A 25,594-nucleotide genomic window follows, 5' to 3' on the forward strand; every position below is an offset into this window, starting at 1 on the left:
GTGCCCAGTTCCTCGGAGCGGGTCAGCAACGAAGCCGCTACGGGGGCGATTTCGGGGGGTGCGTCGGGGGTGCGGCTCATTCCCGCAGGTTACAAAGGGCGGTCCGGGGGCGGGGGTCGGTTGTGCCCTGGGACAACAGGGGCGGGTGTGGTGCTGTGCGTCGGCACATGGCCCCTGAGGTTTTCGAACGCCACGATACGAGGACGTTACCGGCCGGTATCGGACCGTTTTCCCCGTGCTGCCTCCCGAAGGAGGAACCGTGCCCAGAGCCGCCACACCCCGCAGGACACGCACCAGGAGCACCAAGCGCACCCCGTCCCTACTGGCCGGCGCCGCGCTCCTCGCCTCGACCCTCACCACGGCCGCCCTCCCGGCCTCCGCGCACGCCGCGACCCCGACCGGTACCGGCAGGTACGTGGCGCTGGGGGACTCCTACGCCGCCGGCGCCGGCGTCCCCGGACAGTCCGCAGGCCTGTGCCTGCGCTCCGACCACAACTACGGACACCTCGTCGCCGCGGCCCTCACCCCGTCCTCGTACGCGGACAGGACCTGCGCCGGCGCCAAGGTGAGCGCGCTCACCACGCGCCAGACCGATGTCGGGATCGTCGTCAACGGCCCCCAACTGGACGCCGTCACACCCGACACGTCCCTGGTCACCCTCACCCTCGGCGGCAACGACCTCGGCACCTCCGACGTCGGCTTCGTCGATGTCGTGGCCGCCTGCATCGGGCTGTCCGTCACCAACCCGTTCGGCACGCCGTGCAGGAACTTCTACGGCGACACGCTCGACAAGCGGCTCGACTCCGCCGCGACCCGGCTGACCGACGGCCTGCGCAAGCTGTCCGCCAAGGCCCCCAACGCCAAAGTGGTGGTCGTCGGTTACCCGGCCGTGCTCCCCGACGACCCGACGAGGTGCCTGGGCAAGATGCCCGCCACCACCGGCGATCTCCGCTTCCTGCGCTCCGTCCTCGGCGAACTCAACACCAAGGTGGCCAAGGCCGCCACCGCCGCGGGCGCCAGCTACGTCGACACCTTCGGCCCGACCAAGGGCCACGACGCCTGCTCCGCGTCCCCCTGGATCGAGGGCCTGTTGCCGACCTCGCCCGCCGCGCCGCTGCACTCCAACGCCACCGGCGAACGGGCCATGGCACAGGCGGTGTTGACGACACTGGGCCACTGAACGACAGAGCGCGACGTACGGCGTAGCCGCATCGGGCGCGGGGGTCGGGCACCAGCCCGGCCCCCGCGTCGGGCGCGGAACGGCCCGCCCGTTCCCGTCGACACGCGGCAGGATTCCCGACCGTGACTCTTCGTTTGTTGCTCGCCGACGATGAGGAGATGGTGCGTCGGGGCATGCGGCGCATCGTGACGGACCAGGCCGACATCGAGGTGGTCGGGGAGGCCACGAACGGCGTGGAGGCCGTGGAACTGGCGCGCGCCCGCGCCCCGGACGTCGCGCCGGTGGACATCCGGATGCCGCGGATGGACGGCCTGGAGGTGACCCGTCGGCTGGTCGATCCCGCCTTCCCACACCCGGTCCGGGTCGTCATCGTCACCACCTTCGATCTCGACGCATACGTCCATCCCGTGCTGCGGTGCGGCGCCTCGGGGTTCGTCCTCAAGCGTTCCGGGCCGGCGCTGCTGGTCGAGGCGGTGCGGGCGGCGACGGCCGGGACAGCCTGATCAGCCCGCAGATCACGACGCGGCTGCTGCACCACGTCACCGGCGCTGCTCATCCGCTCGCTGGCGATGGCCCTGGGCACGCTCAGCCGCACCCACCGCCCCTTCCAGGCCGTCTATGTACCGCTGTGGTATTCCGTCGCCAACGGGCTGCCGCTCTTCGACTTCATGGGCGCGCTGCGCGACCGCGGCGAACCGGCCGCCGGGCAGCCGACGATGACGGTTGCGGTGGCCGCGGCCCTGAGGTGCGTCGTCCTCGCGACCACCGGGGCGCGCCGCCTCGGCGGGGACTGACGGGTGTCCCGCTTGTAGCGGCCCCGGTGCACTCGCCTCACCCCTCGGCGCGCGCCGGGAAGCCGACGACCCAGTCGCCGCGCACCTCCCAGGTGCCGCCGTCGGGCAGCGCGCCGCGCAGTCCGTGGAGCGTTCCGGGGCCGGCCAGGGCCGGGACGCGGGGGTCGTGGAGCCCGGCGAAGGCGTAGCTGCGGGCGGGGTCCCAGTCGGTGCTGTGCCGCAGCCGGCGGGCCAACTGCACGAAGCCGTGCGGGGCCGCGGCGATCACCCAGGCGTCCGGGCGCTGGGCGGTCAGCCGGCGGGCCGGGCGCAGCCAGGAGGCCGCCGTCTCGGGCCAGTCGACCGCCGCCAGGACGACGCCGCCGCGGGCCTCCCAGGCTTCGGCGAGGGCCGCGGCCGAGGCCACCGAAGCGGCGTCCCGCCCGTGCCCGACCACCACGCTTCCGATCCGGGCCCGCGGCGCGGTCAACAGCCCCATGAGAGCGGCGAGTTCGGCGGGGGTGTGCGGGGCGGGGGCCGGCAGCTCGCCGTAGGCGGCGCGCTCGGCCGGGCCGAGGAGGGGGGAGCGGGGCGAGTCGGCGACGTCGGGGAACCCGTCGGGGCGGCGGGGGTGGTCCATCAGGGGGCTCCGGGGCTGGGGTGCTCGTGGGCGCCGCCGTCCGGTCGGGTCTCGGTACCGGCGCGGGCGGCCTTCCACCGGGCGTAGGCGTCGGGCAGGCACACCGCGCACGGCCGGTAACCGGCGGCGCGCGCGGTGGCCTCGTCGGCGAAGAACACCCGGTCCCGGACGTATCCGCCGCGGGCCAGCGCCCGTTGCGCCGAGGGGCAGTCCAACCGCCCGTACAGCCGGGCCCGTCGGTGCCCGCCGAGCGTGCCGGGCACCGGGCTGCAGTACGGCAGCCCGTCGGCCCCCACCAGCCGGTACCCGCTTTGGCGTGCCGCCGTCATGACGCGTCGTGGAAGACCAGGCCCAGCGCGTGGCGGCGGCCCGACCGCAGGGTGCTCACTCCGTGCCGCATCGCGCCCGCGGACCAGCCCCGCTTGGAGCGCACCGGCCGGTCCCGGGTGGTGAACACCAGCCCGTGCCCCTGCGGCAGCGGCACCGTGGTGCCCCGGGACTGGGCCCGGGGGCGCTGCTCGACGAGCAGGAACTCGCCGCCGGTGTAGTCCGTGCCGTACGCGTCCAGCCCGATGACGACCTGGAGGGGGAAGACCATCTCCCCGAAGACGTCGCGGTGCAGGGCGTTCCAATCGCCCGGCTCGTAGCGCAGCAGGATCTGCGCCGAGCGGTCCTGCCCGGCCTCGTGGCACGCGGCCAGCCAGGCGTCGAGGTCGTCGGGCCAGGGGGCCGGGCGGTCCAGCCGCGCGCTCCAGTCCCGGGCCACGGCCAGCAGCGGCGGGTACAGGGCCGCGCGCAACGCCGCTACCAGTGGCGGCAGTTGGTGGGTGAAGTAGCGGTAGGTGCCGGAGCCGAAGCGGTACCGGGCCATGTCCACCGTCGTGCGGAAGGCGTCGGTCCGCTCGTACAGGCCGGCGATCTCCCGGCACTGCTCCGGCGTGAGCAGCCGCGGGGTGAGGGCGCAGCCGAGCTCGTCCAACTCCTGGGCCACGGCGGTCCAGTCGGCCCCCGCCACCCGCCGCCGGACGCCCTCGACGGCGGCGTCGGCGGCGGTGTCGACGGAGGTGTCGGTGACGGCGTCGGTGGTCATCCGTGCCTCCTCGGTGTCCGATCGGCGGCCGACTGCCGGGCCGGGGGGCGGTGGTGCGCGGTGCGGTGCGTGGTCATGGCGGGCCCTCGGGAGTGGTTCTGGTCTCGGGGCCCACTCTGCTCCCTTCCGGCACCGGAATCCGGCGGAAATCGGACGTCGCACTGGCGTGCCGTGCCGTGCCGCCGAGTGCCGTGGGGCGAGCCCCCCTCGAAACGGACGGCCCCGCACCGGCCCCCTGAACGGACCGCCGAACCGTTTCCTTCCCGCCGGCCCGCCGTTGGTCCTGGCGTCGGTAGTTCCCGCCTCCTACGAAGGGCACGTCATCATGCGACTGTTCCGTCCACTAGCCGTCGGTCTCGGAGGGCTCGCCCTGACCCTCGCCCTCCCCGCCGGCGCGGCGCTCGCCTCCAGCGGGACGTTCACCTGGCTGGGACCGGGCGGCAAGGCGTACTCGCTCCAGAACCCGCCGGACAAGCGGTGCCTCGACATGAGCCAGGAGGCCCGCGGGGCCCGCAACGCGCTGAAGCAGCCGGTGGCCGTCTACACCGGCAAGCACTGCACGGGACAGAAGACGCAGCTCGCCCCGGGCAAGGTGGCGCCCTCGGGCGCGCGCTTCGCCAGCGTCGTCTTCAACCCCCGCTAGGGCGCTTCTGACGGATCTCCGTGGAGGAAGGAGCGGCGTCTGGTGCGTGCGTGCCAGACGCCGCGACGCCGCGGAGATCCGTCAGAAGCGCCCTAGGCCCGTCGGCCAGCCGTCGCCCCCCGGCCCGTCACCGTCGCGCGGTGGCGGGCCGGCGCCTTGCCCTAGAGCTCTCCGGCCCGCCACCGGGCCTCCTCCGCGGCCAACGCGGCGGGGTCCGGCGCCCGATGGCGCACGGCCGTCAGCCAGGTCTCCAGGTGCGCCGCGAACGCGCCGGAGGCGAGCGCCTCGGAGGCGACCGCGGCCGGCGCGTCGGCGCCGTCCCCGGCCTCCGCCAGTACCGCCGACACGACCGCCAACAACCCCTCCGCCGCGGGGTCCCCGGCGTCGCAGTCGCCGCACAACACGCTCTCCCGCAGGCCCTCGACGCGCGCCCCGGACCGGTTGTGCCAGGAGTGCGGATGGCGCGCCACCAGCAGCACCGGGGCGCGGCAGCGCGGGCAGGGCGGGGGAGCGGAGCCGGGCAGCCGCAGCGTCACGGTCGTCGGCCGGCCGGTGTCGGGCGTCATGCCAGCCCCGCCCACGCCTCGGCGCCGAACGCGCCCTTCACGTCCGAGGCCAGCGTGGCGGCGTTCACCGTGGCGCCCAGCGCGTAGACGGTGGTCCGCCGGGCGCCGCGGACGCTGAGCCGCACCGGGCTCTCGCCCGGGTGGTCGCCGAGGATCCGCCGCAGCTCGCGCACCCCGCGCTCGCTGATCCGGTGCGCGGGGAACGCCAGGCGCACCGGCGGCCGCCCGCCGTGCTCGGCCGACGAGACGTCCAGGACGCCCAGTTCGCGGCCGAAGACGTTCAGGGTGCCGTCGCGGTCCTCGATCCTGCCCTGGACGGTGACGACGGTGTCCTCGACCAGCGCGTGCTGCACCAGTGGGTAGGAGGCGGGGAAGAACAGCACCTCGACGGCGGCGTCCCGGTCCGCGAGGGTGACGACGGCCCAGGCGTTGCCCTGTTTGGTCACCTTGCGCTGGACGCCGGTGATCAGCCCGGACAGTCGGACGTCGCCGGTGGTCCGGCCGGAGCCGAGCAGTTCGGCGACCGGGCAGTCCCGGGCGGCGGCGAGGAGGTGCTCGGCGCCGTCCAGCGGGTGGGCGGAGACGTAGAGGCCCAGCATCTCCCGCTCGGTGGCGAGCAGTTGGCGGCGCGGCCACTCCGCCGCGTCGACGGGGAAGTCCAGGCCGAAGGCGGGGCCGTCTACCCCCGCGCCGCCGAGGCCGGCGAACAGGTCGTCCTGGCCGAAGCCGGCCGCCTTCTTCACCGGGATGACCGCGTCGACGGCGTCCTCGTGGACGGCGGTCAGGCCCTTGCGGGAGTGGCCCAGCGAGTCGAAGGCGCCCGCCTTGATCAGCGACTCCACGGCCCGCTTGTTCAGCGCGGGCAGGTCCACCTTGGCCAGGAAGTCGGAGAACGAGGTGAACCTCCCCTTCCGGCGGCGGGCCTCGACGATCGCGTCGATGACGCCGTCGCCGACGTTGCGGACGGACCGCAGCCCGAAGCGCACGTCGTCGCCGACGGCGGTGAACTCCGCGACGGAGGCGTTCACATCGGGCTGGAGGACCCGGACGCCGTTCTTGCGGGCGTCGGCGAGGTAGACGGCGGCCTTGTCCTTGTCGTCGCCGACCGAGGTGAGCAGGGCGGCCATGTACTCGGCCGGGTAGTTGGCCTTGAGGTAGGCGGTCCAGTACGAGACCAGGCCGTAGCCGGCGGTGTGGGACTTGTTGAAGGCGTAGCCGGAGAAGGGCAGCATCACGTCCCACAGAGCCCGGATCGCCTCGTCGGAGAAGCCGTTGTCCCGCATGCCGCCGTGGAACTTCTCCCACTCCGCGGCCAGCACCTCCGGTTTCTTCTTACCCATCGCGCGGCGCAGCATGTCCGCCCCGCCCAGGGTGTAGCCGGCCAACTGCCGGGCGATGGCCATGATCTGCTCCTGGAAGATGAGCAGGTGGTGGGTGGAGCCCAGGATCGGCTCCAGGGCCTCCTTGAGCTCCGGGTGGATCGGGGTGGGGACCTGCTTGCCGTTCTGCCGCAGGGCGTAGTTGGTGTGCGCGTTGGCGGCCATCGGGCCGGGACGGTAGAGGGCGTTGGCCGCCGCGATGTCCTCGAAGCGGGTGGGGGCCATGAGCTTGAGCAGGGCCCGCATGCCGCCGCCGTCGAGCTGGAAGACGCCGAACGTGTTGCCCTCGGCGAGCAGTTGGTAGGTCCTGGCGTCGTCCAGCGGGATCAGCACGGTCGCCGGGTCGCCGTCCATGGGGTCGACGGTGGCCAGCCCGACGCCCCGGTTCTCGCGGATGTTCGCGATGGCGTGGTCGATGACCCCGAGGTTCCGCAGCCCCAGGAAGTCCATCTTGATCAGGCCCATCGCCTCGCACGACGGGTAGTCGAACCCGGTGATCCGCGCGCCGTCCGCGGCCCGCATGTGCAGCGGGATGCGGTCGGTCAACGGGGTCTTGGACAGGATCACCGCGGCCGCGTGCACGCCGGTGCCGCGGGTCAGCCCCTCCACCCCGCGGGCGGTGTCGATCACCTGCCGCACCTCCGCCTCGGCCTCGTAGAGCTGCCGGATCGCGCCGGCCTCGGCGTACCTGGGGTGGGACGGGTCGAACACCGCGTCCAGCGGGGCGGACGTGCCGTTCTGGTCCGGCGGGAGCGCCTTGGTGATCCGCTCGCCGTGCGAGTAGGGGAAGCCCAGGATGCGCGAGGAGTCCTTGATCGCGTTCTTGGCCTTGATCCTGCCGAAGGTGTTGACCAGCGCGGTGAACGCGTCGCCGTACTTCTCGGTCACGTAGCGGACCATCCGGTCGCGCTGCCGGTCGTCGAAGTCGAGGTCGACGTCCGGGGGGTTGATCCGCTCCGGGTTCAGGAAGCGCTCGAAGAGCAGGCCGTGCTCCAGGGGGCACAGCTCGGTGATGCGGGTGGCGTAGGCGACCAGCGAGCCGGTGGCCGAGCCGCGGCCCGGGCCGATCGGGATCCGGTTCTCCCGGGCGTGCCGGCAGATGTCCGCCACGACCAGGAAGTACGCGCTGAAGCCCATCGGGCCGATGACCGCCATCTCGGTCTCGAACCGCTCCAGCACGTTCCGTGGGACCGGTTCGCCATAGCGCATCACCAGCCCCTTGAGGACCTCCTTGCGCAGCCACGACTCCTGGGTCTCGCCCTCGGGTACGTCCGGGAAGCGCGGCATCTCGTCGGCGTAGTCGAAGACCGCGTCGTAGGACTCGATGCGCTCGGCGACGGCCAGGGTGTTGTCGCAGGCTTCCGGGAGCTCCGCGAAGAGGCGGCGCATCTCGGCGGCGGACTTCAGGTAGTAGCCGGAGCCGTTGAAGCGGAAGCGCCCCGGGTCGTTCTTGTTCTTGCCGACGCCGATGCACAGCAGGTTGTCGTGGGCGTCGGCCTGGTCCTCGGTGACGTAGTGCGCGTCGTTGGTGGCCAGCAGCGGGATCGCCAACTCCTGGGCCAGCCGCAGCAGATCGGCCCGGACGGTGCGCTCGATGTCCAGTCCGTGGTCCATCAGCTCCAGGAAGTAGTTCTCCCGCCCGAAGACCTCCTGGTACGCGCCGGCGGCCGCCCTCGCCTCCGCGTACTGGTCCAGCCGCAGCCGGGTCTGGATCTCGCCCGAGGGGCAGCCGGTGGTGGCGATGATCCCCTCGGGCCGCTGCGCGATCAGCTCCCGGTCCATCCGCGGCTTGCCGGCCGGGAACTGGCCCTGGTAACTGGCCTGCGTGGAGAGCCAGAAGAGGTTCCGCAGCCCCTGAACGTCCCGTGCCCACATCGTCATGTGGGTGAAGCGGCCGCCGCCGGAGACGTCCTTGGACCCCTCGCCGTCGTCGCTCACCGCGCGCCGGCCGCCCGGCCCCCAGAACTCCTGCTTCCGGGCGAACCGCGAGGAGGGCGCCACATACGCCTCGATGCCGATGATCGGCGTGATCCCCTCGAAGTCCCGTGCGACCTGCTGGAATTCGTGGGCGCCGAACATGTTGCCGTGGTCGCTCATGGCGATCGCCGGCATCCCCTGCCGGGCGACCTCGCCGAACATCGGCCGCAGCTTCTGCGCGCCGTCCAGCATCGAGTATTCGGTGTGGTTGTGCAGATGCACGAAGGAATCCGGCACGACTGCGTCACCTCCGGGACGAGTGGGCGGCCCCACCCGGCCGGAACCGTGGTGCGGGCCTCAGGGATGGCCGTCTGCGCAACGGGGAGCGGGGGCGATGTCGATCTTGTGAACAACCACACGTTGTGCATGCCGTCGCCATGCCACCGCGCACCGACGAGGACGGGGTACCTGCTCCGCGCCCCGCCCACCACCGCCCCGACACCCATCTGACCAGCACATGCGCGCAACTTGCCGCCGTCCGGCCCGGGAGCCCCGTTGACGACCGCCATCAAAGCGAGCACCGGCCCGGCAGATCAAACAACCAACGGCCCGACGAGCCACAACCATCCGCTGTGGCGCTAGGGTGGGCGCCGTGGACCTCAACGCCGTGCGCACCTTCGTCGCGGTCGCGGAGACGGGCCAGTTCCAGAAGGCCGCCGTGGACCTCTCGCTGACCCAGCAGGCCGTCTCCAAGCGCGTCGGCGCCCTGGAGGCGGAGCTCGGGGTGCGGCTGTTCACCCGCACCGCGCGCGGCGCCGGCCTCACCATCGACGGGCAGGCGTTCCTGCCGCACGCCCGCGCCCTGCTCCGGGCCGAGGAGCGGGCCGCCGCCTCCGTCCGGCCCGGCAGCCGCGCCCTGCGCGTCGATGTGATCGGCCGGCGGGTCGCCCCGGCCGGACTGCTGCGCGCCTTCCACCGCGCCCACCCGGGGACGGCTCTCGACGTCGTCACGCTCTTCGACGCCGACGAGGCCGTCGCCGCCGTGCACAGCGGGGCGATCGACGCCGCCTTCCGGGCCGTCACCATGCCGGGCCGGCAACTTCCCGACGACGTCCGGTCGGTGCCGGTGTTCGACGAGCCGCTCCAGTTGTGCGTCGGGCCGGCCCACGAGTTCGCCACCGCCCCGTCGGTCGCCCTGCCCGACCTCACGGGCCACCGCATCTGGATGCCCGGCAACGCCCCCGGTACGGAGTGGGGCGCCTACTACGACGACCTCGCCGCCGCGTTCGGCCTGACCGTCGACACCATCGGGCCCAACTTCGGCGTGGAGGCCCTCCTCGACGCCATCGCGGACTCCACGACGCTGGTGAGCATCTTCGGCGAACGGACCCCGCTGGTCTGGCCCGCCGGCCACGATCTGCGGCGGATCCCGTTGCGCGACCCGATCCCGGTGTACCCGCACTCCCTGGTCTGGCGCGCCGACAACCCGCATCCCGGGCTCGCCGCGCTCCGCGACCACCTCGCCGGACTGCACCCGAAGCGGCCCGACGGCGAGCTGTGGCTGCCCAGTTGGGCGGAGTCGACCGCGCCGCCGGAGTAGCCGACGGGAGGGTGGCGGCGCGTCTCAGCGGTCGCGCGGCGCCTCCCGTCGGACGCCGTGCGGATGCGCGCCCACGGCACGAGCCCCTACCGGACCGGCCCCTTCCGCCCGAGCTCCTTCCGGAAGACCGTGGAGCTCTGACTGACCGTCATGCCCACCCGTAGGTAGAGGTCGAGCGCGCCGGTGTCCGAGTGGGTCCACAGCGCGCAGCTCCGTCGGCCGTGCCGGTGGAAGGCGCGGAACGCCTGGCGCAGCAGCAGCCGGGCGATGCCCCGGTTGCGGTGGTCGCGGCGGACGGCGACCTGTTCGAGATAGCCGCCGTCCGCGTCCGGCAGGTCCAACGCGAGGACGGCGCCGACCAGTTGGTCGTCGACCAGCGCCACCGCCGAACAGTCGGCGGCGAAGGCCGGCCGGTCGACGGTGTGCCGGGCCCACTCCTCGTAGGACCGGCGGCGCGGCTGCCACTCGGCGAACGCGTCCTCGACCAGTCGGTGCGCCGCCCGCGCGTCCCCGGAGCCGAACGGCCGGACCGTGACGCCCGCCGGGGGCCCGGGGACCGCCGGCTCCTCGGCCATCGCGTACGTCAACTCCCAAGCCGTGACCAGCGGTTGGTAGTCGCGGGAGCGCAGCAGCGCCACGGCGGGCCGGTCGGCGTCCGGCACGGTCTGCACGAGCGCCTCGCTCCCCGCCCGCCGGGCCCGCGCCTCGGTCCAGTCCAGCAGCGCGGCCCCCAGCCCGCGGCCCCGGTGCGCGGGATGCACGTCCACCTCGGACCGCCGGTTCACCCAGGCCCGGGCGGCCAGCCGTCCCGCCCGGTGGACCACCAGAGTGTCCCACTCCGGTATCAGGCCGGGTCGGTTGAGGTCGGCCGCGATGCCGCCGGGGTCGGTCTGCGCCCGGCCGTGCAGCGCGCGTTCGCACTCCGTGACCAGGGCGTGCAGGGCGTCGATGTCGCCGGCGCTCGCCGGCCGGCCCTGGTAGCCGGCGGGCAGCGCCGGCAGTGGATCCGGCACCGCTCAGTCCGCCGACGGGTCGGCGGTGCGGCCGACCAGGCGCTCGTAGCGCTGGCGGGCGGCCTGCGGGGTGCCGAGCCCGAGGCCGAAGGAGATCTCCTGCCAGGTCATCCCGCGCCCGCGCGCCATCTGGAGCAGCCCGGCCTCCAGTTCGTCCATCTCCCCGCGCACCAGCGGCACCAGGCTGAGCGCGGCGGTCACGTCGGCCTGGTCCACCTCCGGCTCCCCGTCGTGGAGTTGGGCCGCCCCGCTGAGCAGGAACGACACCAGCCGGACGGCCTCGTGGGGACCGAGCACGGCCGGGTGGACCTGGCGCCGGCGCTGCTCGTCGCTGCCGGCGTGCCGCTCGGCGATCCGGAACAGCGAGGCTGCGGCCCGATGTGCCCGCGCCTGCCCGGGATCCGGGGGAGTGAAGGGATCGGTGGACGAGGCTGACTGCTCTGACGTCGATGACATGGCGTCAGGATGCGGGGCGACACCATCCGCTGTCAAGGGAATGTTGTAAACGAAGTGTTCAATGATGAGAGGTGTGTTCAACGGCGACTTGGGCCCGCTCCCGGCCTGGTCGCGGCCTGTTCCCTGCCCGTTCCCGGCCGGGTCGCCGCCCCGGGGGTGGGGTCCTACCCTCGGGGTATGCCGGGTGTTCGCGGAACCCTCGCGGTGCTGGCGGCGAGCGTGCTGACCGGCGCCCTGGTGGGTGTCCCGGCCCCGCTGCCGGCCGCCGCCCAGGGGCCGTCCGACGGCGGCCCCCACCTCACGCGCTTCGCCGCGCAGCGGCCCGACTGGCAGACCTGCCCCGCGGGCTTCCCCGACACCGCCGCGTCCCCGGGCGGCTCCGCACCACCGTCCGGCGCGGCCCACCGGTTCCAGTGCGCCCGGCTGGAGGTCCCGCTCGACTACGCCCACCCGGACCGCGGCACCCTGCGCGTCCAACTGGTCCGGCTGCCCGCGACCGGCCCCGGAGAGCGGCTCGGCTCACTGGTCATCAACCCCGGCGGCCCCGGCGATTCGGGCGTCAACTACCTCATGAGCAACAGCGATGCCTTCGCGCACCTCGGGCAGCGCTACGACCTGGTGAGCTTCGACCCGCGCGGCACCGGCCACACCGACCCGATCTCCTGCGGCACCGGCTACACGCCGGTCGGCGGCAGCGGCGCGGACGCCCTCGCCGCCAACGAGCGCCGCATCAACGAGGCGTGCGGCCGCTACTCCGGCGCGCTGCTGCCGTACGTCGGCACCGTCAGCGTCGCCCGCGACATGGACCTCCTGCGCTCCGCCGTCGGCGACCGCAGGCTCAACTACCTCGGCTTCTCCTACGGCACCCGGCTCGGCTCGGTCTACGCCCACACCTTCCCCCGCAACGCCGGCCGGCTCGTCCTGGACGCCGTCGAGGACCCGACCGCCAACACCTGGCAGACCGCCGTCGCCCAGGCCCGCGGCTTCCAGCGGGTGCTCGACGACTTCGCCGCCGACTGCGTCCGTATCAAGGGCTGCCCCCTCGGCGCCGACCCCGACGCCGCCCGGCGCCAACTCACCGACTGGTACCACACGTTGACCGACCGCCCGCTCCAGGTGCACGGCACCACGGTCGACGGGACGGCCTACGTCTACGCCCTGCGGGAGTCCCTCTACAGTCGGGCCAGTTGGCCCGCCCTCCGGGACGCGCTGACCCAACTCCGCGCCGGCGACGCCTCCGGGATCCTCCAACTCAGCGGCACCGGAAGCGGAGGCAGCAGTGGCGGTAGCGGCGGCAGCGGCGCGAAGGGGCGCGGCTCGTACGGTGGCGCGCTCCCCGGGCGCAGCGCGACGGTGAACATGCCGCCGCAGGACCAACTGGCCCTGCGGGCGATCAGTTGCCGGGACACCTCCGAGCGCTACGGCCCCGCCGACTACCCCCGCGCCCAGCGCGAACTCACCCAGGCGTCCCCGCTGTTCGGCCCCGACATCGCCCCGACCCTGCTGGACTGCTACGGCTGGCCGGTCCCGGGCGACGACGCCGCCCGGGAGGTGGCCGCCCACGACGCGCCGCCCGCCCTGCTCGTCGCCACCACCGGCGACCCCGCCACACCGTACGACGGCGCCGCGCACATGGCCCGGGCGCTGGGCAACGGCAGCGTGGTGCTGACGTACCACGGCGAGGGGCACGCCGCGTACACCTCCGGCAACCCGTGCGTGCTGGCGAGGGTGGACGCGTTCCTGCTGGACGGGGTGCTGCCGGCGGGCGGCACGGGTTGCCGCTGACCGGCACGCCCGGGAACGAGGGCGGTTCAGCCCGCCTTCCGCCCGCGGCCGGCGGTCGTCTTCCGGGCCGCACCCGCCGTCTTCTTCGCCCCGGAACCCCTGTCGGCGGCCGCCTTCCGCCCCGCAGTGGAAGCGCCCTCCGTGGCCGCCCTCTTCGCGGTCGCTTTCCTCGGGGCGGCCTGCTTCGCGGCGGTCGTCTTCGTGGCGGTCGCTGGGGTGGTCGCTGGGGTGGTCGCCTTCTTCGCCGGGCCGCGGCCCGTGGCGGCGCGACCGGCGGTGGCCTTCCGGGCCGCGGTCTTCGTCGCGGAGCGGCCGGACGGCCCGGAGCCGCCGCCCGCCCCGCCCTCCTCGTCGGTCTCGCCGCGCGCCCGCTTCGCGGCCCGTACGCTGTCCTGGAGGGCGGTCATCAGGTCCATCACCTGACCCGCTGGCGGCTCCCCGCCGGCCTCGAACTCCGGCTCGCGGTGCGCCAGTTTGGCCGCCACGATCTCCTCCAGCGCCTCCCGGTAGTGGTCGTGCACGTCCTCCTCGGACAGCTCGCCGAACGAGTCCATCAGCGTCTCCGCGGCCCGCACCTCGTTGGCGGCGACCTTCACCTCCCGCTCCGGGAGCACCCCGGTCATCGGGCGGATCTGGTGCGGCCACAGCAGCACCTGCATCACCAGCAGGTCGCCCATCGGCCGGATCATCGCCAGGGACTCCCGCCCGTGCAGCGCGATCTTGCCGAGCCCCACCCGCTGGTGCCGCTCCATGGCGTCCCGCAGCAGGGCGTAGGGCTTGGCCGCCGCGGGCCCGTCGACGCCGAGGTAGTAGCCCTTGCCGAGCTGGAGCGGGTCGATGTCGCCGCCGGCGACGAAGGCGAGGATGGTCAGGGTCCTGGCCGTGGGCAGCGGCAGCGCGTCCAGGTCCTCGTCGGTCAACGGGACGACGGTGTCGTCCTCGGTGCGGTAGCCGCGGCCGATCTCGTCGGGGGAGACCTCGGTGCCCTCCAGGGAGCAGACCGGCTGGTTGCGGACCCGTCCGCCGTCCGCGGTGTGGATCCGCACGAAGCTGACCGAGGCGGAGCTGTCCGTGGCGTTGTACGCGGCCACCGGGATCGTGACCAGGCCGAAGCTGAGGGAGAACTTCGCGGTGGGGCGCATGGGGGCCGCCTTCGTGGTGCGGTGCGATGCCGTTCCATGCTAGGAGGCCGGCCCCGCGCCCACCTCCCGGACCGCTCCGCCGGGGCGGAGCGGGCGGGTCCTAGCCGTGGTGCCGTTCGGCGGTGCGGGGCACGGTCCGGCCCTCGGCGAGGTAGCGCTCGCCCTCGATGATCGCCTCGTGGACGTTCCGCCGGCCCATCAGCACGCACAGCGTGTACGCCAGGTCCTCCAACTGCCGCCGGGCCACCGGGTCGTGCGGATCGGCGAGCACCACCCGTTCGCAGACGCGGTAGCGCCGCAGCAGCGAGGCGAGCACGGACTTGTCCGGAAGCAACATTTTCCGTCTTCTCCCGACGTCGGCCCGGCGTACCCGGGCGGCCGACCGGCGCGTCGAGAGCGCGCCCGGAACCGGAGTGGCTCCACCTTGCGCCGGGCGTGCGGGCGCTGCAACCGGACGGCCGGCGGGCCCGGCCGCGGTCGGTGCCGGGAGGTCTTCAGTCGGGCGGTTCCGTGGGGGTCGGGTGCTCGTCGGGCCGGGTGCCGGGCGACTCCCCGGGCTCCGGCTCGGGCTCCGCCGCCGGCTCCCGGTCGGGGTCGAGCGGTCCCGGATCGCGGGGCACCGGTCGCGGTGTACTCGGCACGGGCGCCGGCCCGTTGCCCGTCCATTCCGTCGTCATCCTGGCGACCCTCCCTCCTGGTGGTTCCATCCTCCGCCGGTCCGGGGCCCGCCGCCCTCCGACGTGAACCGGCCGTCGCGGCCCGCCACCGCCACCGTCGACGGTGGCGACGCGACTCGCCGCCGCCCCGTCCCCGGATCCCCGACGCCCCCGTCGACGCCGCGACGACCCTTGCGGCGACCGCTGTGAGGACCGCCATGGCGACCACCTCCGGTGTTCCTCGGCGGGGCGCCCCGCCGCCGGGCCGCGCGCGTGATCCGGTCGACGGCACCCGGGGTGCTCGCCACGGCGGGCCGCGTCAACAGCCCTTGTCGGAGGGTTCGTTGGTCCTGCGGCATTGGCTCCCGCACCGGACCCTTCCGGCCCGCCCACCGGCCCGATCGCACTTTCGGGGCGGCTGTGCTCCTCTGGTAGCGAGGGCGGTCCCGGTACCGGGGACGGACCGCGGACCGAGGAGCACCCTAGGAGCGCCGCGCCATGCCCGCCAGCACCTTCCACATCGCGATCATCGGGGCGGGTCCGGGCGGGCTGGTCTGCGCCCGGGTGCTCCAGCGCCACGGCGTGCCGGTCACCGTCTACGAGCGGGACCTCGGCCCGGTCGGGTCGGTGCCGGACGGCCCCCTGGAGCTCCGGGCGGCGACCGGGCGGGCGGCGCTGCGCGCGGCCGGCCTGGAGCAGGAGTTCCGGGCGCTGGCCCACCCCGCCGGACTGGAGGCGCGGCTGCTCGACCACACCGGCGCGGTGCTGCACTGCGAAGCCCCGGAGCCCGGCACGACGCAGGAGCGCCCCGAGATCGCCCGGCGCGCCCTGCGCCGGCTCCTGGTGGACTCCCTCGCGCCCGGCACCGTCCGCTGGGGCCGTTACCTGCGGACCCTGCACCCGCGCGGCGGCGGCCGCCACCAAGCGGTCTTCGACGACGGCGAGACCGCCACCTTCGACCTGGTCATCGGCGCCGACGGAAGCTGGTCCCGGGTCCGGCCGGGGCTGTCCGACGCCACCCCGCACTACTCCGGCGTCACCTTCGTCGAGACCGGGCTCGACGACGTCGACGCGCGCCACCCGGACGCCGCCCAACTGGTCGGCCGCGGCACCATGATGGCGCTGTCCGGCGGCAAGGGGCTGATCGCCCGGCGCGACGCCCACGGCCGGGTCCGGGTCTACGCGGCCTTCCGCGGCGCCGAGGACTGGGCGCGGACGGCCGGCGTGCGCACCACCGACACCGAGGCGGTCCGATCCGCCCTGCTGGCCGCCTTCGACGGCTGGCACGACCGGCTGCGCGCCCTCCTCGGGGACAGCGACGACGGGTTCGTCAACCGCCCGCTGTTCGCGCTGCCGGTGCCGCACACCTGGCCGCACGCCCTCGGCCTGACGCTGCTGGGCGACGCCGCCCACCTGATGACGCCGCTCTCCGGCCCGGGCGCCGACCTGGCCCTCCAGGACGGCTGCGAGCTCGCCCGGCACCTGGTCGAGGCGCACACCTGGCAGACCGACCCGGACCACGCGGTCCGCGCCTACGAGGCGGACCTCTTCCCCCGCTCCGCGGCGGCCGCCCAGACCGCCGCGGCCGACCTGGACGCCGCCCTCGCCCCGGACGCCCCGCGCCCCACCCACCGCCTGTTCCGCCGCCGTCATCTGCACCCGCACGGGTCCTGACCCGCCCGCCGTCGCCGGCTTGCGGGCGGTATCCGGCCGTCGGACGATCGGCAGCACGAACCGGGGCCGCGCCGGCCCCGCCGCAGAGGGACGGAGCAGCGCGTGAAGATCACCGAGCCCACGCCCGGCGCCCCGTGCTGGGTGGAGCTGGGCACCTCGGACGTGGCCTCGGCCGCGGTGTACTACCGCCAGGTCTTCGGCTGGCACGCCGCGACCGCCTCGGGTGCCGAGGCCGAGGGCTACACGCTCTTCTCCGCGGGCGACGCCCGGGTCGCCGCCGCGACCCCGCTCTACGCCCCCGGCCAACAGACCGCCTGGACCGTCACGTTCGCCACCCGCGACGCCGAGGCGCTGGCCGCGGCCGCCACCGACGCCGGCGGCAAGGTTCTGGTGCCCCCGCGGGACGTCCCCGACCTCGGCCGCTTCGCGGTGCTGGCCGATCCGGCGGGCGCGGCCTTCGCGCTCTGGCAGGCCGGCCCCTTCGCCGGCGCCGAGCTGCTCAACGAGCCCGGCTCGCTCGGCTGGGTGGAACTGGCCACCGGCGACGCCGAGTCCGCGGTCTCCTTCTACACCCGGGTCTTCGGATGGACCGTCAGATCCCACGGCGCCTATGCCCAATGGGGCATCGGCGGCGCCGACTTCGGCGGGATGAGCACCGTGGAGGCGCGCGACCGGGAGGACGTCCGGCCGCACTGGCTGCCGTACTTCGCGGTCGAGTCCGTGGACGGCACGGCGGCGCGGGCCGCCGAGTCCGGGGGCGCGCTGCTGATGGCGCCGACGGACGTGCCGGACGGGCCGCGGATCGCGATGGTGCGCGACCCGCAGGGCGCCGTCTTCGGCATCCACCAGGCGGGTACCGAGGGTTGACCGCCCGCACCGGCGCGCCGGGGGACGGGTGATTTCCTTCGGCCACCGGCCCCACACGGCCTCACACGATCGGCCGCCAAGTCGTCGTTTCACCACATTTCTTGGGGGGTTTGCGCGTAATGTCCGCAATGCGCCAATGGGTGGCATTGCGCGTCAAGCCTTTGCGCGTCAAGAACAGGAGACCCCTATGTCCACGACCGACAACCTCGTGGCCCGAGGCAAGAAGCTCGCAGCCGGTGCGGGCGCACTCACCACGGCTGTCGCTCTGGGGGCGACGCTGCTCGTAGCGGCTCCGGCCCAGGCGAAGCCCCACCCCCAGCCCAGGGGGCCCCAGCCGCAGATCAACATCCCCCAGCCGCAGGCCGACAGCTTTCAGCCGCAGGTCCAGGGCGTCCGGCCGCAGACCGGTCCGGGCTCGGCCTACGGCACCGTCAGCGCGGGCCGCGGGATGAACGAGCGCGAGTACCCCAGCACGGACTCCGCGTCGCAGGGCTACTTCCGCAACGGCACCCGGGTCTACCTGGTCTGCAAGGTCCGTGCCCAGAACATCCGCGGCAACGACGTCTGGTACCTGATCCGGGGGAGCCGGCGCACCTGGATCTCGGCCAAGCACGTGGCGAACACCGGCTTCGTCAAGTACTGCAACGACGGTCGGCCCAACCGCGTCAAGCCGAGCGACGCCGCCAAGCACGCCGGCTGAGCCCGCCCGCCGGAGGTCCGCAACGGGCCCGGCGCAGGCCCGTCCGGGGCCGCGCCGGGCCCTTCGCGCACCGGCGTCCGGACGGTCGCCGCCCTTCCGAATTACTGGAACGCGTTCTACTGTGCCCCCCGACCCCGGAATCCGACGGGCCGTCAGAGAGTCGGCGGCCCCGACGACCGGAGGACCGGACCGGACGACTGGTGGAGGGGCCGTGCACCTGGAATACACCCCGGAACAGCAGCGGCTGCGCGCCGAACTGCGCACGTACTTCGGCGCGTTGGTGCCGGACGACGCCCACGTCCGGTACGCCGACCCGGCCGCCCAGAAGCGCTTCTACCGCGAGACGGTGCGCCGGCTCGGCGCCGACGGCTGGCTGGGCGTCGGCTGGCCCAAGGAGTACGGCGGGCGCGGGCTGACCCCCATGGAGCAGTTCATCTTCTTCGACGAGGCCGCGCAGGCCGGGGTGCCGCTGCCGCTCATGGCGCTGAACACCGTCGGCCCGACCCTGATGCGGTTCGGCACCGACGAGCAGAAGGCGTACTTCCTGCCCCGGATCCTCTCCGGCGAGCTCGACTTCGCCATCGGCTACAGCGAACCGGACGCCGGCACCGACCTGGCGGCCCTCAGGACCCGCGCGGTGCGCGAGGGCGACGAGGAGAGCGGGCGCTACGTCGTCAACGGCCAGAAGATCTGGACCACCAACGGCGACACCGCCGACTGGGTCTGGCTTGCCGTCCGCACCGCCCCCGTCGAGGAGGGTGTTCCGCCCCACAAGGGCATCACCATGCTCCTGGTCCCCACCAGCGACCCCGGCTACTCCTGCACCGTGATCAACACGCTTGCCTCGCACGACACCACCGCCAGCTACTACGAGAACATCACCGTCCCCGCCTCCCGCCGCGTCGGCCGGGAGAACCAGGGCTGGCGGATCATCACCAACCAGCTCAACCACGAGCGCGTCACCCTCGCCGCGCACGGCACCATGGCCATCCGGGCGTTCCACGACGTCCAACGGTGGGCCGCCGGCACCAAGTTGACCGACGGCCGCCGGGTCATCGACCTCGGCTGGGTGCGCGGCCGGCTGGCCCGCACCCACGCCCGGCTGGAGGCCATGAAGCTGCTCAACTGGCGCATGGTGGACGCCCTCCAGAACGGCACGCTCACCCCGCAGGACGCCTCGGCGGTCAAGGTCTACGGCTCCGAGGCCCGCCGGGACGCCTACGCCTGGCTGCTCGAAGTGGCCGGCGCCACCGGGCCGTTCACCGAGGGCTCGGCGGGCGCGGTGCTCCGCGGCGAACTGGAGCGCGGCTACCGCTCCGCCGTCATCTTCACCTTCGGCGGCGGCAACAACGAGATCCAGCGCGAGATCATCTCCTGGATCGGCCTCGGCATGCCGCGGGTGCGACGGTGACCGGCTTACGGGAGGCCCGGTGACGGCGGGCGACCCCGGCCTGTTCGGTCCCCGTTCGGTGACCTGGCAACTGCACGCCGACCCGATGATGTGGATCGCGGGTGTCCGGGCGCTCTACCTCCAGGCGCTGCACCCGCGCGCGGTCCGCGGCGTGCTGCAGAACTCCGCCGCCTTCCAACCGAACGAGCGCGGCCGGCGCGACGCCTGGGGCCGGCTGATGCGCACCGCCGACTTCGTCGGCACGCTCAGCTACGGCACCACCGACGCCGCCGAACGGGCCGGCTCCGCGGTCCGCGCCCGGCACCGCCGGCTGACCGCCACCGACCCGGCCGGCGGCGCCCGCTACCGGATCGACGAACCGGAGCTGCTGCGCTGGGTGCACTGCGCCGAGGTGGACTCCTACCTCCAGGTGCTGCGCCGCTCCGGCTACCCGCTCACCGACCGGCAGGCCGACCGCTACCTCGACGAACAGCGCACCGCCGCCCGCCTCGTCGGCCTCGACCCGGACACCGTCCCCGGCGACCGGGCCGCGCTCGACGCCTACTTCGCCCGGGTCCGGCCGCAGTTGGCGCTCACCCCCGAGGCACGCCAGGTCGACGCCTTCCTGCGGCGCCCGCCGGTCGCCGCCCCGCTCGTCCCGGCCCGCGCCCTGCTCTGGCGGCCGGTGACGGGGCTGGCGTACGCGGCGCTGCCCGGCTACGCGCACCGTCTGTACGGCCGGCCGGCGCCCCCGCCCGCCACCGCCGCCCGCCGACTGCGCACCGCCGGCCGGCTGCTGCGGGCGGTGCCGCCCACCGTCCGTTGGCAGCTCCCGCCGCGACACGTCCTACGGGCCGTGGCCAGGCTCGGGCCCGGCACGCGGCCGGGAACCTTCAAGCTGCGCGACTCCGCCGCCATACTGGACGGGCAGGACACACCGGGGGATCCACGCGGCTGAACGTGGGAGCGGGGGGCGGCGAGAGGAATGGCGGAGCACAGGCTCGTCCGGGAGCGATACCGGCTGCTCGACACCATCGGACGCGGCGGAATGGGGGAGGTGTGGCGGGCCCGGGACGAGGCGCTGGGCCGCCAGGTCGCCGTCAAGTGCCTCAAGCCCATGGGACAGCGCCAGGAAGCGGGCTTCCTACGGGTGCTGCGGGAGCGCTTCCGACGCGAGGCCCGGGTGGCCGCGGCGCTCCAGCACCGCGGCATCACCGTCGTGCACGACTTCGGCGAGGACGACGGCATCCTCTTCATCGTCATGGAGCTGCTCAACGGCCGTAACCTCAGTCAACTCCTGGACGACAACCGGCGTCAGCCGCTGCCCGTCCCGGACCTGGTCGAGATCGCCGAGCAGATCGCCGCGGCGCTCGCCTACACCCACGAACAGGCCGTGGTGCACCGCGACCTGAAGCCGGCCAACATCGTGCGGATCGCCGACGGCACGGTCAAAATCTGTGACTTCGGTATCGCCCGCCTCGGTCACGACATCGGCTTCACCGCCCGGCTGACCGGCTCCGGCGTCGCCATGGGCAGCCCGCACTACATGTCGCCCGAGCAGATCGGCGGCGGCACCGTCGACCACCGCAGCGACCTGTACTCGCTCGGCTGCGTGCTCTACGAAATCGCCACCGGCGCCCCGCCGTTCGCCCAGGGCGACGCCTGGGCGGTGCTGGTCGGCCACCGGGACACCCCGCCCGCCCCGCCGCGCACGGTCCGGCCCGACCTCCCCGAGGAGTACCAGCAGATCATCCTCGACCTGCTCGCCAAGGAGCCGGACGACCGGCCCCGGGACGCCGACGAACTGGCCAAGCGCCTCGCCGACGCCCGCCACCGGCGCGCCCACCGCGGCACCGACCGCGAGCCGGACGACCTGACGGTCCCGGCCCCGCGGCTGCCGTCCTGGGCCCGCGGGATCACCGCCGGCGCCCCGTCCGCCGGCCTCCGGCCGCCCCGCCGCACCCTGGCGGAGACCGCGGCCGCGATCCTCACCGACGCCTGGACCGTCGCCCGCGACCCGCTGCGCGGCGAGGCGTCGCCGGCCCTCGGCCCGGACCGGCCCGCGCCGCCCGTCGACCACCACGCCCTGCTCGCCTCGCTGGCCGAGCGGTTGGCGCTGGGCCACGCGCTGGCCCGCGCCGGCCGCCACTTCGAGGCGCAGGAGCGCTACGGCGAGGTGCTGGCCGGCCGGGAGCGGCTGCTCGGCCCCGACCACCCCGACACCCTCGGCTGTCGCCACCACGTCGCGGTCGGCCTGTGCCGACTGGGCCGGCTGGAGGAGGGCCGGAGCGCCGCCCGGGACGTCGCCGAGGCGCGTACCCGGGTGCTCGGTGCCCAGCACCCCGACACCCTCACCACCCGTTGGGAACTGGCCTGCGTGGCCGGCCGGTTGGGGCGGTGGCCGGAGGCGTTGACGGCCTACCAGGGGGTGGCCGCGGGGCGTGCCGTCGCGCTCGGACCCGACCATCCCGACACCCTCGCCGCCCGTTACGAGACCGGGGTTGCCCTGGGCCGGCTCGGCCGCAGCGCGGAGGCGCTGGCCCACTACCGCGAGCTGATCGCCGCCCGGACCCGCGCCCAGGGCCCCGACGACCCCGAGACCCTGCGCACCCGGCACGGCCTGGGCGTCAACTACGGGCGGCTGGACCGCTGGACGGAGGCGCTGGCCGAGGCCCGTGAGGTCGCCGCGGCCCGCGCCCGGGTACTGGGCGGCGACCACCCCGACACCCTCGCCAGCCGCCGGGAGGTCGCCGTGGCGCTGGGCCGGCTCGGCCGCTGGGCCGAGGCGCTGGACGCCTACCGCGCGGTGGCCGACGCCCGCGAACGGAGCCTGGGCGCGGCCCATCTCGACGCGCTGGCCAGCCGCGGAGAGGAGGCCCAGTGCCTGGAGCGGCTGGGCCGCACGGACGAGGCGGCCGCCCTCTACCGCCGGATCGCGGTGCTGCGCCGGGAGCGCGCCGGACGCCGGCGGTAGTGCACGGCCCCAACGGCCCGGACGCGCCGGGCCGTTGGGGCCGTGCGGGGGTCAGCGTTCCGCCCGGACCCGGTAGAGGACCGTGGCGTGCGGCGGGACGTCCCGGGCGACGATGGTCCGGGCGGTCCGCCCGCTCCGGCCGGTCACCAGGTCGCGCAGCCGGTAGGAGCTCGCCGCCGGCAGGCCGGCCGAGGACGCCGTGAGGGACAGCGTGCGGGCGGTGCTGCCCCCGTTGAACAGCGCGATCGCCCGATCGCCGTTGCGCAGCGGTTTGCTGAGCACGGCCGCGTCGCCGTCCTGCTGCACGATGTGGCCCTGGACGCCCAGCGGGTCCTGGTCGACCGCGATCACCTCGCGGTTGCCGAGGATCGCCTGCGCCTGCGGGGAGAGCCTGCCGAGGTCGGTGCTGGAGATCAGCGGCGCGGCCATCACCGCCCACAGCGACATCTGGCTCTGCATCTCGTTCCGCGGCAGCCCCGGGTCGCCGACCAGCAGGAAGTCGGGGTCGTTCCAGCGGCCGGGGCGCTGGAGGTCGGCGAGGTTGGCGTTGTAGCGGAAGTTGCCCTGGATGGACTTCCACTTCGCGGCCGAGGTGCTCTGCTGCACCGCGATGTCCGCGCCGCCCCGCCACAGATTGCCCAACTGCGCCGACCACTTGATGACCCGGTGCCAGACCGCGTCACCGGAGAACTGGAAGTAGGCGGGTGCGGAGACGGAGAAGGTGATCGGCCGCCCGGTGGCCCGCAGCGCCCGGCTCTGCTGTGCGTAGAGGTCGTGGAAGGCCCGCTCCTTGCTCTGCCCCTTGGCGACCGGCACGTTGCAGCCGTCGGCCTTGAGATAGTCCACCCCCCAGCTCGCGAACAGTCGGGCGTCCTGCGCGAAGTGGCCCAGGCTGCCCGGGTACTTGCCGCAGGTCAGCGTGCCGACGTCCTCGTAGATGCCGAACTTCAGCCCCATCTTGTGGAGTTCCTGGCCGACGTAGCCCATGCCGTGCGGGAACTTCGTCCGGTCGGGGACCAGTTCGCCCTTGGGGCCGCGCTGCTTGGTCATCCAGCAGTCGTCGACAGTGACGGTGCGGTAGCCCTGGTGCGCCAGTCCCTTGCGCACCAGTGCCCGGGCGTTGTCCAGGACCACCTTCTCGTTGAGGCCGCCGCATTGGTAGTAGGACCAGTTGTTCCAGCCCATCGGGGGCGTCGGGGCGAGATTGGGGTAACCGGACGCGAGTTGGGCGCCCGGGGCGTGGACGGGGTCGGCGGTGGCGGTGGTGGGGAGCAACGCCGCCGAGCAGGCGGCGACGGCGGTGAGTCCGGTGAGGGTGCGGCCGATACGGGATGCCGACGGATGGGACACGAGTCACCTCACGTGGTGGGTGGGGCGGCCGTGGTGTACGGCCGGGTGAACGGTTCCAGGGCGGCGCACGCCGGGACGCTAGAAGCGCCGTGCGTGCTGGTCAAGAAGCCGCACCGATCGGAACAGATGATTCATTCCGCTGCCCCCGGGCGCTTCCCTGGCGGCCATCGATCCCGCGTGCTACCAAGGGGCATGCCGGAACGGACTTCCTATGACGTCGTCATCGTCGGCGGCGGGCACAACGGACTGGTGGCCGCCGCCTACCTCGCCCGCGCGGGCCGCAGCGTGCTGCTCCTGGAGCGGCTGGACCACACCGGCGGCGCCGCCGTCTCCACCCGGGCGTTCGCCGGGACGGACGCCCGGTTGTCGCGCTACTCCTACCTCGTCAGCCTGCTCCCGCCGAAGATCGTGCAGGACCTCGGGTTGCGCTTCGCGGTCCGCAAGCGCACCGTCTCCTCCTACACCCCGACCGCGCGCGACGGCCGCCCCGCCGGCCTGCTGGTCGGCGGCGGGGAGGCCCGCACCCGGGCCTCGTTCGCCGAACTGACCGGCTCCGACCGCGAGTTCACCGCCTGGCAGGAGTTCTACGGCACCACCCGCCGGCTCGCCGAGCGGGTCTTCCCCACCCTCACCGAGCCGCTGCCCACCCGCTCCGCGCTGCGCGCCCGGATCGACGACGACGCCACCTGGCACGCCCTCTTCGCACGTCCCCTGGGCGAGTTGATCGAGGCCACCTTCCGCGACGACCTGGTGCGCGGCGTGGTCCTCACCGACGGGCTGATCGGCACCTTCGCCACCGCCCACGACCCCACGCTCCGTCAGAACCGCTGCTTCCTCTACCACGTCATCGGCGGCGGCACCGGCGACTGGGACGTCCCGCTCGGCGGCATGGGCGCGCTCACCGACGCGCTCACCGACGCCGCCCGCCGGGCCGGCGCGGAGATCGTCACCGGCTGCCCGGTCACCGGGCTGGCCACCGACGGCCGGACCGCGGAGGTCAGCACCGCCGAGGGCGGCCCGATCGGCGCCCGCCGGGTGCTGGTCAACGCCGCCCCGCGGGAACTGGCCGCGCTCCTCGGCGAGCAGGCGCCGCCGCCCGCCGAGGGCGCCCAGCTCAAGGTCAACATGCTGCTCACCCGCCTGCCGCGGCTCCGCGACCCGCACGTGGACCCCCGTGAGGCGTTCTCCGGCACCTTCCACGTCGCCGAGGGCTACGGCCAGTTGGAGACCGCCCACCGGGAGGCCGCGGCCGGCCACCTGCCCGCCGCCCCGCCCTCGGAGATCTACTGCCACTCGCTGACCGACCCCTCCATCCTCGGTGCCGACCTGGTCCGCGCGGGCTACCACACGCTCACCCTCTTCGGACTGCACGCCCCCGCCCGGCTCTTCGCCACCGACCACGACGCCACCCGCGACCGGCTGTTGGCCGCCACCCTCGCCCAACTCGACGCGCACCTCGCCGAACCGCTAGCCGACTGCCTGGCCCACGACGCCGACGGCCGCCCCTGCATCGAGGCCCGCACCCCGCTCGACCTCGACCGCGAACTCGGCCTGCCCGGCGGCAACATCTTCCACCGCGAGCTGGCCTTCCCGTACGCCGACGACTCCGAGACGCCGGCCACCCCCGCGGCCCGTTGGGGCGTCGCCACCGACCACCCCGCCATCCTGCTCTGCGGCGCCGGCGCGCTCCGCGGCGGTGGCGTCAGCGGCATCCCGGGGCACAACGCGGCGAGGGCGGTGCTGGAGGAGGGGTGAGGGGCGCGGCCCCGCACGGAATTCTGACGTAGCGTCAGAAAGTC

Annotated in this window: 23 protein-coding genes and 1 pseudogene; 13 read left to right on the plus strand and 11 right to left on the minus strand. The window is 74.3% G+C overall.

Annotation, left to right across the window (positions count from 1 at the left end; all coding sequences use genetic code 11):
• Window positions 1-259: 259 nt before the first annotated feature.
• The 3 genes and pseudogenes from ACIQU6_RS36315 to ACIQU6_RS36325 all read left to right on the plus strand — a co-directional run bounded on the left by ACIQU6_RS36315 (window position 260) and on the right by ACIQU6_RS36325 (window position 1,974).
• Window positions 260-1,180, plus strand: coding sequence for an SGNH/GDSL hydrolase family protein (locus tag ACIQU6_RS36315; protein ID WP_403485999.1), 921 nt, complete (start codon window positions 260-262; stop codon window positions 1,178-1,180).
• Window positions 1,181-1,302: 122 nt separating this feature from the next.
• A pseudogene (locus tag ACIQU6_RS36320) lies at window positions 1,303-1,739 on the plus strand (response regulator transcription factor); the annotation flags it as partial.
• Between the two features lie 10 nt (window positions 1,740-1,749).
• A complete protein-coding gene (locus tag ACIQU6_RS36325; protein ID WP_403486037.1) occupies window positions 1,750-1,974 on the plus strand; it encodes a hypothetical protein in 225 nt (74 codons plus the stop codon).
• Between the two features lie 37 nt (window positions 1,975-2,011).
• Here ACIQU6_RS36325 and ACIQU6_RS36330 read toward each other — a convergent pair whose 3' ends face one another.
• The 3 genes from ACIQU6_RS36330 to ACIQU6_RS36340 are packed head-to-tail and all read right to left on the minus strand — an operon-like array spanning window position 2,012 to window position 3,683.
• Complete coding sequence (locus ACIQU6_RS36330) at window positions 2,012-2,593, minus strand: hypothetical protein (RefSeq protein ID WP_403486000.1); 582 nt, start codon at window positions 2,591-2,593, stop codon at window positions 2,012-2,014.
• Complete coding sequence (locus ACIQU6_RS36335; protein ID WP_403486001.1) at window positions 2,593-2,922, minus strand: Ada metal-binding domain-containing protein; 330 nt, start codon at window positions 2,920-2,922, stop codon at window positions 2,593-2,595. The genes ACIQU6_RS36330 and ACIQU6_RS36335 overlap by 1 nt, the downstream gene beginning before the upstream one ends.
• Window positions 2,919-3,683 (minus strand): 2OG-Fe(II) oxygenase, encoded by a 765-nt coding sequence (locus ACIQU6_RS36340; protein ID WP_403486002.1) that lies wholly within the window; start codon window positions 3,681-3,683, stop codon window positions 2,919-2,921. The genes ACIQU6_RS36335 and ACIQU6_RS36340 overlap by 4 nt, the downstream gene beginning before the upstream one ends.
• Before the next feature lie 325 nt (window positions 3,684-4,008).
• Here ACIQU6_RS36340 and ACIQU6_RS36345 point away from each other — a divergent pair, with 325 nt between their 5' ends.
• Window positions 4,009-4,326 carry a hypothetical protein gene (locus tag ACIQU6_RS36345; RefSeq protein ID WP_403486003.1) on the plus strand — a complete coding sequence of 106 codons (318 nt, stop codon included), beginning with the start codon at window positions 4,009-4,011 and terminating at the stop codon, window positions 4,324-4,326.
• Between the two features lie 161 nt (window positions 4,327-4,487).
• Here ACIQU6_RS36345 and ACIQU6_RS36350 read toward each other — a convergent pair whose 3' ends face one another.
• Window positions 4,488-4,892, minus strand: a complete 405-nt coding sequence (locus ACIQU6_RS36350) for a DUF6300 family protein (protein ID WP_403486004.1) — start codon at window positions 4,890-4,892, stop codon at window positions 4,488-4,490.
• Window positions 4,889-8,485: a DNA polymerase III subunit alpha gene (gene dnaE, locus ACIQU6_RS36355; protein ID WP_403486005.1), complete on the minus strand. Its 3,597-nt coding sequence runs from the start codon at window positions 8,483-8,485 to the stop codon at window positions 4,889-4,891. Before dnaE ends, ACIQU6_RS36350 begins: the two co-directional genes overlap by 4 nt.
• Window positions 8,486-8,840: 355 nt before the next feature.
• Here dnaE and ACIQU6_RS36360 point away from each other — a divergent pair, with 355 nt between their 5' ends.
• Window positions 8,841-9,788 (plus strand): LysR family transcriptional regulator, encoded by a 948-nt coding sequence (locus ACIQU6_RS36360; RefSeq protein ID WP_403486006.1) that lies wholly within the window; start codon window positions 8,841-8,843, stop codon window positions 9,786-9,788.
• Between the two features lie 86 nt (window positions 9,789-9,874).
• Here the strand turns inward: ACIQU6_RS36360 and ACIQU6_RS36365 are convergent, their stop codons facing one another.
• Window positions 9,875-10,801: a GNAT family N-acetyltransferase gene (locus tag ACIQU6_RS36365; protein ID WP_403486007.1), complete on the minus strand. Its 927-nt coding sequence runs from the start codon at window positions 10,799-10,801 to the stop codon at window positions 9,875-9,877.
• Window positions 10,802-10,804: 3 nt separating this feature from the next.
• Window positions 10,805-11,257, minus strand: a complete 453-nt coding sequence (locus tag ACIQU6_RS36370) for a DNA-binding protein (RefSeq protein WP_403486008.1) — start codon at window positions 11,255-11,257, stop codon at window positions 10,805-10,807.
• Between the two features lie 177 nt (window positions 11,258-11,434).
• Between ACIQU6_RS36370 and ACIQU6_RS36375 the strand changes: the two genes are divergently transcribed.
• A complete protein-coding gene (locus ACIQU6_RS36375; protein WP_403486009.1) occupies window positions 11,435-13,042 on the plus strand; it encodes an alpha/beta hydrolase in 1,608 nt (535 codons plus the stop codon).
• A gap of 26 nt (window positions 13,043-13,068) precedes the next feature.
• Here the strand turns inward: ACIQU6_RS36375 and ACIQU6_RS36380 are convergent, their stop codons facing one another.
• The 3 genes from ACIQU6_RS36380 to ACIQU6_RS36390 all read right to left on the minus strand — a co-directional run bounded on the left by ACIQU6_RS36380 (window position 13,069) and on the right by ACIQU6_RS36390 (window position 14,861).
• Window positions 13,069-14,184, minus strand: coding sequence for a Ku protein (locus ACIQU6_RS36380; RefSeq protein WP_403486010.1), 1,116 nt, complete (start codon window positions 14,182-14,184; stop codon window positions 13,069-13,071).
• A gap of 100 nt (window positions 14,185-14,284) precedes the next feature.
• Window positions 14,285-14,521 (minus strand): DUF5133 domain-containing protein, encoded by a 237-nt coding sequence (locus ACIQU6_RS36385; protein ID WP_403486011.1) that lies wholly within the window; start codon window positions 14,519-14,521, stop codon window positions 14,285-14,287.
• Window positions 14,522-14,678: 157 nt separating this feature from the next.
• On the minus strand, window positions 14,679-14,861 hold the full coding sequence (locus ACIQU6_RS36390) for a hypothetical protein (RefSeq protein ID WP_403486012.1): 183 nt from the start codon (window positions 14,859-14,861) through the stop codon (window positions 14,679-14,681).
• A gap of 477 nt (window positions 14,862-15,338) precedes the next feature.
• Here ACIQU6_RS36390 and ACIQU6_RS36395 point away from each other — a divergent pair, with 477 nt between their 5' ends.
• From ACIQU6_RS36395 to ACIQU6_RS36420, 6 genes are all read left to right on the plus strand, one after another.
• Window positions 15,339-16,514, plus strand: coding sequence for an FAD-dependent oxidoreductase (locus tag ACIQU6_RS36395; RefSeq protein ID WP_403486013.1), 1,176 nt, complete (start codon window positions 15,339-15,341; stop codon window positions 16,512-16,514).
• A 102-nt stretch (window positions 16,515-16,616) separates the two neighbouring features.
• Window positions 16,617-17,381 (plus strand): VOC family protein, encoded by a 765-nt coding sequence (locus ACIQU6_RS36400; protein WP_403486014.1) that lies wholly within the window; start codon window positions 16,617-16,619, stop codon window positions 17,379-17,381.
• A gap of 187 nt (window positions 17,382-17,568) precedes the next feature.
• Window positions 17,569-18,081: an SH3 domain-containing protein gene (locus tag ACIQU6_RS36405; RefSeq protein WP_403486015.1), complete on the plus strand. Its 513-nt coding sequence runs from the start codon at window positions 17,569-17,571 to the stop codon at window positions 18,079-18,081.
• A gap of 211 nt (window positions 18,082-18,292) precedes the next feature.
• Window positions 18,293-19,492, plus strand: a complete 1,200-nt coding sequence (locus tag ACIQU6_RS36410) for an acyl-CoA dehydrogenase family protein (RefSeq protein ID WP_403486016.1) — start codon at window positions 18,293-18,295, stop codon at window positions 19,490-19,492.
• A 19-nt stretch (window positions 19,493-19,511) separates the two neighbouring features.
• Complete coding sequence (locus ACIQU6_RS36415) at window positions 19,512-20,429, plus strand: oxygenase MpaB family protein (protein WP_403486017.1); 918 nt, start codon at window positions 19,512-19,514, stop codon at window positions 20,427-20,429.
• A gap of 27 nt (window positions 20,430-20,456) precedes the next feature.
• Window positions 20,457-22,445, plus strand: coding sequence for a tetratricopeptide repeat protein (locus ACIQU6_RS36420; protein WP_403486018.1), 1,989 nt, complete (start codon window positions 20,457-20,459; stop codon window positions 22,443-22,445).
• Between the two features lie 51 nt (window positions 22,446-22,496).
• Here ACIQU6_RS36420 and ACIQU6_RS36425 read toward each other — a convergent pair whose 3' ends face one another.
• The gene (locus ACIQU6_RS36425; RefSeq protein ID WP_403486019.1) at window positions 22,497-23,795 is read right to left on the minus strand and encodes a glycoside hydrolase family 27 protein; all 1,299 of its coding nucleotides are present in this window, start codon (window positions 23,793-23,795) and stop codon (window positions 22,497-22,499) included.
• Between the two features lie 192 nt (window positions 23,796-23,987).
• On the opposite strand from ACIQU6_RS36425, the gene ACIQU6_RS36430 reads away from it, so the two are divergent.
• Window positions 23,988-25,550, plus strand: coding sequence for a phytoene desaturase family protein (locus ACIQU6_RS36430; RefSeq protein ID WP_403486020.1), 1,563 nt, complete (start codon window positions 23,988-23,990; stop codon window positions 25,548-25,550).
• Window positions 25,551-25,594: the final 44 nt, after the last annotated feature.

Origin of the sequence: Streptomyces sp. NPDC090442 (genome assembly GCF_044769405.1) — a bacterium.
Lineage (GTDB): Bacteria > Actinomycetota > Actinomycetes > Streptomycetales > Streptomycetaceae > Streptomyces.